The organism is Spirochaetales bacterium, from assembly GCA_016930085.1.
Classification (GTDB): domain Bacteria; phylum Spirochaetota; class Spirochaetia; order SZUA-6; family JAFGRV01; genus JAFGHO01.
Genome location: JAFGHO010000133.1, coordinates 1 through 6857, shown reverse-complemented (window position 1 = coordinate 6857; position 6857 = coordinate 1). Strand labels below are relative to the sequence as shown.

The window sequence follows — 6857 nt, the reverse complement described above, 5'->3', positions numbered from 1 at the left end:
CCGTTAGTTTATTTTTACCGTGGAGCCCTTTATCGTCATATTCCGGCTTGCCTTGATTTCGATATCCTTGCTTTTCGTTTCCGCGGTCAGCCCGTCCGCCTCGATTTTAAGTCCTTTCTTGAACGTGAACTCGCCTTCCTCCGCTTCAATTCCCAGTTTTCCCGATGCGCTTATCCGCAGGTCCTTGTCCGTTTCGATATTGATCGTCGTGTCTCCTGAAAGAAACTCGAACCGCGTCTTTCCGTCTGCGGCAAGTATCTGGATTTTCTCTTCCCCGTCTTTGTCGTCCAGGATAATCTGGTGGCCGCTTCTGCTTTTTATGAACTTGAGGTTGTTTTCGCCGTCTGAGTTGAGGTCGGAGGCGGTGTTTTCGCCCGTTTCGGGCGGTTTCCGGTTCGCAGACCAGATCGAGCCCAGAACGATGGGGCGGTCGGGACAGTCGCCCAGAAACCCGATAACGACCTGGTCGTCGATTTCGGGGAGGATGAACGCCCCGCATTCGGGACTCGCGTAGGCGGTCATGACAGGAATCCAGTCGGTTTCAACCTCGTCGCCGATGTGAGGGAGTTTTACCTTGACCCGTCCAAGGCCGTCGGGGTCCTCGTTGTCCGTCACGATTCCTAAAACGGCGCCGTACTGGTAATAATTATTCATCGCATGTTCCCCCTTTTACCCGGTTTGGCAGGGCTATTGTACATTGCTTTCTGTAAAAAGTAAAGTGTACAGCAGCTTTTCATAAAGCAATTGAATGATCCGATTCGGGAACTTTTATATCGTAGAGCTAAAAAGGAAATCAACCGGATTTGCCGAGAATCCGGTCTGCAAGCAGACGCAAACCTTCGTTCAACCGGAAAACAAAAAGTTTTTCGGGAACGTCCGGATCCCAGTCAATATAACAGGGCCCCCATGCTTCGTGTTCCATAAACGCCCCACTCGCCATTTCATCCGTATACCCGCACAACACGGGAAGACTGATTCCCTGGGGGTAGGCGCCCCCGGTGTGAAACATGATCAATTCAGGGGGCATCGCGCTCCCGCCCGCGGGAAACGCAAGGGTCTTGATCCAGTTTCCCTTCGGGGAAAACAAAAACACATCGTCGAAACATCTGTTTTTCAGGCGCTGCAGGATAAGCGGTTCGACCTTGACCTTTTCACGTTTTTCATCCCATCTCACGGAAAAATAGGCGGCCTTGCCGTTGACAAGCACGCTGCAGATCAAAATGCGCTTTGCAGGATGGATCGCGTCCGAGCGGTGCCATGCGTCCATTTGCGTTTCCGTCAGTTTCCTGGTCAGCCTGTCCTCGAAGAGATCTTCAGGTTTTTTGGCGTCATACCCGCACGCGAACCACCAGCGTGTCCGGTCGGGTTTTGTGTAGACGCAGAGGACCGTGTTGTCGTAATAAGGAAAGGCCTTTCCGGGCCCGAGGACGACCTCGCCGATCGTCTCCCTTTTTTTAAGGTCATAGAAGGTCAGGTTTACCGCGCACCCCGGACAGTTCGTATAGGTAATCCCCATGATACGTTTTTCGGGATCGGTGGTAAAAACTGAAAGGATCTTGCCGTTCCCGTCGTTCGATGCGGTAATATGGGCGGTTTTTTTCGATTCGAGGTCCAGAAAATACACGCCGCGCCCCCTGACGATCCACATGATATTATGTTCGTTGTCCGAGTTAAGGTTTAGGCTTTTATTTTCGGGATGGCCGGGAAGCACCGCGTTCAATTCGGTATTGCCTTCTTCATCGATTTCAAGCAGGCAGAACTCCCCCGTTTCGTTCAACGCACCGACGGAGTTTTTTATATTAACCCCGGTTATACCGCGTATCACCGCGTCCGTTCTGATGACTTCGGGTTTCAAACGTTTCTGCATGATCGGCTGTCCTTTCCGGAACAGTATTTTTTAACACCTTCGAAGAACTCGGGCTTTATCAAGGATTTTCCAAAAAATATGAAAAACAATGGTGTTATACATTGTCGCTATATACCTCATTTGCTCATTAATAGCAGCTTACTGTCGTCCTTTGTTTTAATAAATTCGGATTTATACACAAAGGTATTCTTCATAAAAATAAGTTTTGAGTATGCATTATTAAGAAAATCGTCTCTTTCCTGGAAATTTACTTCCGCAACATTACACCATGCATCGTCTTCAAACAATTTTTTCAGATTTTCTATATACGAGTTCAACAAACCGGTATTCCATGCATATGCCTTGTCGTTTTTCTCATGGTCCACCAGCTCCCCGCTTTCGTTTTCCTTCAGAAATCCGAGGAACCGCAGCGGGTTGACCACGAAAAACTGGTTCCATACATCGAATTTGTCGCCGAGTTTCCTTGTCAAGGCTTTACTCAATTCGAACATTCCGTTGTAAAAGCTGCCTGCACTTTTCATTGCGTTTTCGGAAAAATACCAGTCGGAAGCAAAAATAATCCTTTCTTTTAACGTCGGGTTTTCATTTATGGCTTTTGCCAGGTTTTCTACCATTTCTTCAAATTTATATAAATCAACATTAATACCTAAATTACGGAGTATATTGGCGCCCCGCATGACGGTGTTGTAATCCATAAAGAGAGGACGAAGGAGACCCTGACTCAAGCCTGTGTCGTAATAATGATAACAGTTATTTACCAAAAAAGCATAATCAGCAGTATCTTTGATTGCTTCGATATTGCGGCCGTCAGACGTTAATTTGCCGAACTCCCGAATTTTTATTTCAGCGGGAAGGAGTTCCTTTAACGTATAACAGGCCATATCCGTATACACATTCGGATGTTCATTGACGAGAGAAATAATATTCTTCCTCCAATCCATTTTCTTGTGATCGAGGGACTCCGATTCCGTTTTTGAAGCGCATGCTTCGTCTTGTATTTCGGATTGATCTTCAGTCCAATGTTCGCTGTTACTGAAATGCGCAAAATTAATTCTCAATTTCTTGAATTCCTGCAATACATGCGTCCAATGCCATGTTGCGGAACAACGGTGATCGAGGTAAAGCGCCGATTGAACGGCATCATAGACATCGTTCTTTACACGATTCATTTTTTTTAAGTTGAAACCGTCACCGGCGGTCATGCCTCCCGGCATATTATGAACGGTAATCGGTATTTGGTTGTCCTCGCAATAGGAATAGAAATCAATCATATGTCCGTAAAATGACGGATTGTCAAACGGCAATAAAAGAGGGCGAACGGTCTTGTAAAGATAAGGAGGATATCCCAATGCAGGATACATTTTGAAACCGAGAAAAACGCCGCCTCCGGGTATCATCTTTTTTTTTATTTCATCAAACATTATGCAGCACGGTTTCCTTTGAACGACCTTGTTTCCCGCGATATCGATGTTCGTATGCTCTTCGAACAATATACTTTTCAGATATTCCCGTGTCAAAAAAACGGGTTCGGATATATCGATCATTTTTCGCAAGGGAGTGCGGCGGAAATGGGTCTCGAGTTCTTTCGGACTCGTCAGCTGTAAAAAGCAGTGATCCGTTTCCAGATTATCAAGGATTTTTCCCTGGTCACCCGGCGAATAAAAACGCCTGGGGTCAAAATGGTAAAAGGGAAGCATTTCCAGGGGATATCGAAAAGCACTCGCTTCGGTGTAGGTAATTTGCGATCGGTAATCTTCAAATACATCAACTTCGTTTCCAGGAACCTTCTGCAGAAAATGAATATACCGTTTATTGTTGATTTTCGCTTGAAAATGTGAAACTGTATTTACAAGGCTTTCCTTGAGTTCCTGTAAAGTCTTTTTCTTGTATAAATTGTATATAGTCGTGCAATCAAACGAAAAAATCAGCCGGTGTATATTGATGTCGTGGCTGTACAGCTTGATCCCGTAATTATCTACCATATTCGAGAAATCATCCAGATGTTTTTTAATATCAAAATCATAAAACAAATGATTTTCATTGTTCCGTGGATCGTATTCATGGTTTATTACAGGCTGATACGGATAATTGGCCTGTTGGGGTGTATAATCGATTCCATAGGCAAGAAAATCGTCTATATATAAGAAGGTATTTTTTTCGGGAACCGGAATGTAATAGGGAATACGGAAATAACCCCAGATGTGGGCAAATGAAAGGTCCATGGGAAGCATGACATTAATTCTTGCTACATTACTGTTTTGAAAATAATATAAACTGTTCTTATAAAAATCAACGAGTATTTTGTTTGTCGATGTTGAGCTTTCTTCAAGTTCAGTTGAAAGTTTGTCCGGATCCTTGGGATTCAACCATTCGAGACTCCGTTTCATATCTTCTTTTCTCGCGATTCCAAGAAATATTTTCGCAATGATATCCGTACTGTACTGGCCTATACAGCCGAAATCGCCGTACTGCCCGATATAATGTGCCAGCGCCAGCGCAGAAAAAACCCGCATTGTGCCGATATCCATGAACTCTTTTCTATCCGTTCCCGCAAACATCCCGAATAATGAAAGAAGCGGGCTGATGCCTTTCACCTGTCTGTACAGCGTTGCCCACGCAAGGGGCAGGGGCGTCGTATTGAGGCTTTCGATGTGCATGTGGGCGTCGACGAAAATTCGCTGGGGAGGGATTTTAACGATAACCTCGGCATCTGTCGGCAGCGAGAGGTTGTTTTCCTTGGAATATCTGTCACTTTCAACGGCGACATAAACTTTGTCATACGGAAGCGCGACCTTTTGACCGGAATAAATCAGCTCCGCTTTTCTCCCGCTTCCCGCATGGATGAATCCAGGATTCCTGTTTTCCGGAAGGTCCCACACCTGCTGCCAGGCAAGATGCGGGTCCATCTCGAAGTGCATATCGGGAACGAGCGTGTTGTTTTTATACCGGTAAACGATGGATGCAAGGCTGTCGTTTCGTTCCACCGTGTAATTATAAAACGGCATATGAACTCCTTTATTGAACCCCCGTATCAGGACGTTTCGAATTCCTCGTAGATTAATTGAATCTGATACCGGCCCGGGATGACAGTATTTTTATTGATTTTCCCGTCGTCTCCCGTAGTACCCTCGATCTTTTTCCCGTCCGGATAGCATATTTTGTATGCGACGTTTTTCATGGGCTTGCCGATTTCGTCGAGGATCGTGATCCTTATATCGCCGCCGATCTCGATAAGGCCGCTTTCCGCCGTTTCACACCGGTAACTCGTGCATGTAAAACAAAACCTGGCGGTTTTCATTGCCGGGTTTTCGAATGGTTCCTCGTAATCCTCGATATGATATCTGAACATCCGGGGATCGACTTCCATGCCGAGGCGTTCCCGGTAGTAATCGGCGAGGGGATTCGCTTCCTCCTTGAAAACAAACTCGTCCATCGTGTATTTCCATGTCACTTCCGCTTTGCCGTCATTGTTCTGCCCCACGATCACGGCGACGGGCATGTCCTTCTCCCTGTCGGCCCCTTCCTCCCAGACGGTAAAGAAGACGCCGGCGTTTTCGTGCTGGTTGACGCACCGCACCTCGAGCGTCACTTCCTCTCCGGTCACGGCCTTTGACGTACTCCATTTGGGATCGGCGAGCGAGCGTTCGATGTCCTGGGGCCGCGGGGTTCCGGGAGGAGCCGAGGGTGAGCGCGTGTTGATGAGAAACCCCCCGTCCTTTTCGAACTGGATCGCGTCGAGACCGGGGATCATGATCGGGACGGGGACCGCCGCACCTATTGCGACGATCGCGCATGTCTCCTGCGGCTGCGGGTCATTGCATGTCTTGACCATGCTTCCCAGCACCGCCGCCTCCTTCTTGTTGATCTTGACCGATGGCTCGGTCCCGGAAGATACTTCGCCCTCGTTGTTCGGCCGGCTCTTGAATTTCACCCCCGGCGGCATGGGAAAATGTCCGGGGGTGTCGAACTTCGATTTGCTTCCCTTTACGGCGGCAGCCTTGTCGTTCACCGTGACGTCGTCGGAAAGCTTGTCCGCAAGCTTTCCCATGTAAGGGTGGGGGATCATGGGCACGGTCACAAGCCCGCTGGAAGAGGGGACCATGATATCGTGGAAATCGACCCCCACCACCATGTCGTCCTGTTTCGCGATCTGTCTGAATCCAGCGGTCACCCCCCCGGACCCGCTCAGCTTGATCTTCGATCCTTTCAGCACCCCCTCCGCCCCCGATGACAGTTCCATCCCCTGCTTCGAGGAAATCGAGCAGTCGCCGTCCTTGCAGCATACGCTCAAATCCTTGTTTATTCCGATGAGGGCCGCGTCATGAGCTTCGATAATGAGCTTCCTGCACGTGATGTTGATATCCCCCTTTTCATTGACGACCTGAAGCCCCTTTGCCTTGTCGAGCACGAGCCGCATTTCCCCGTCCTTTGTCATGACGCATATATGCTCCTCCCCGTCGGTATCGTCGATGACGATACTCGAGCCGCTTTTCGTGGTCAGGACTTTTACATTGTTTCCTTTGTTGCCGTCCACGGGCGGTACGGCCCTGGGGGTATACATGCAGCCGATGACGACCGGTTTCGAGGGATTGTCGTTCAAAAACACACAGACGACCTGATCGTCGATTTCGGGAAGGGCCCAGAGACCGCGGTCTTTTCCCGCGTACGGCCTCGCGAAGGGAATCCAGCCGGTGGCAATCGTTTCTCCCCAGAAGGGAAATCTGACCTTGAGCCGCCCCAGTTTGTCCGGGTCCTTGTTGTCTTCCACGATACCGATATGCAGGCGGTTTCTTTTGAGGGGATGCGTGAAAAAAACTTCCGAGCCCCGGTCTGCGGGATCGAATGCGCTCGATTTTATCCTGTTAAAGTGTGCGGCGTGAAAAAACAATCCGTGTCCTTTTTGCCGTTAGTTTATTTTTACCGTGGAGCCCTTTATCGTCATATTCCGGCTTGCCTTGATTTCGATATCCTTGCTTTTCGTTTCCGCGGT

General features: G+C 48.3%; 4 protein-coding genes. All 4 read right to left on the bottom strand.

The genetic code is table 11. The features are described from left to right. Nucleotides 1–3 precede the first annotated feature (3 nt). Nucleotides 4–654 (bottom strand): rhs element Vgr protein, encoded by a 651-nt coding sequence (locus JW881_22025; GenBank protein ID MBN1700205.1) that lies wholly within the window; start codon nucleotides 652–654, stop codon nucleotides 4–6. Between the two features lie 139 nt (nucleotides 655–793). Next, complete coding sequence (locus JW881_22020; GenBank protein MBN1700204.1) at nucleotides 794–1867, bottom strand: hypothetical protein; 1074 nt, start codon at nucleotides 1865–1867, stop codon at nucleotides 794–796. A gap of 116 nt (nucleotides 1868–1983) precedes the next feature. Then, on the bottom strand, nucleotides 1984–4872 hold the full coding sequence (locus JW881_22015) for a hypothetical protein (GenBank protein ID MBN1700203.1): 2889 nt from the start codon (nucleotides 4870–4872) through the stop codon (nucleotides 1984–1986). Nucleotides 4873–4898: 26 nt separating this feature from the next. After that, the gene (locus JW881_22010; protein ID MBN1700202.1) at nucleotides 4899–6755 is read right to left on the bottom strand and encodes a hypothetical protein; all 1857 of its coding nucleotides are present in this window, start codon (nucleotides 6753–6755) and stop codon (nucleotides 4899–4901) included. Nucleotides 6756–6857: the final 102 nt, after the last annotated feature.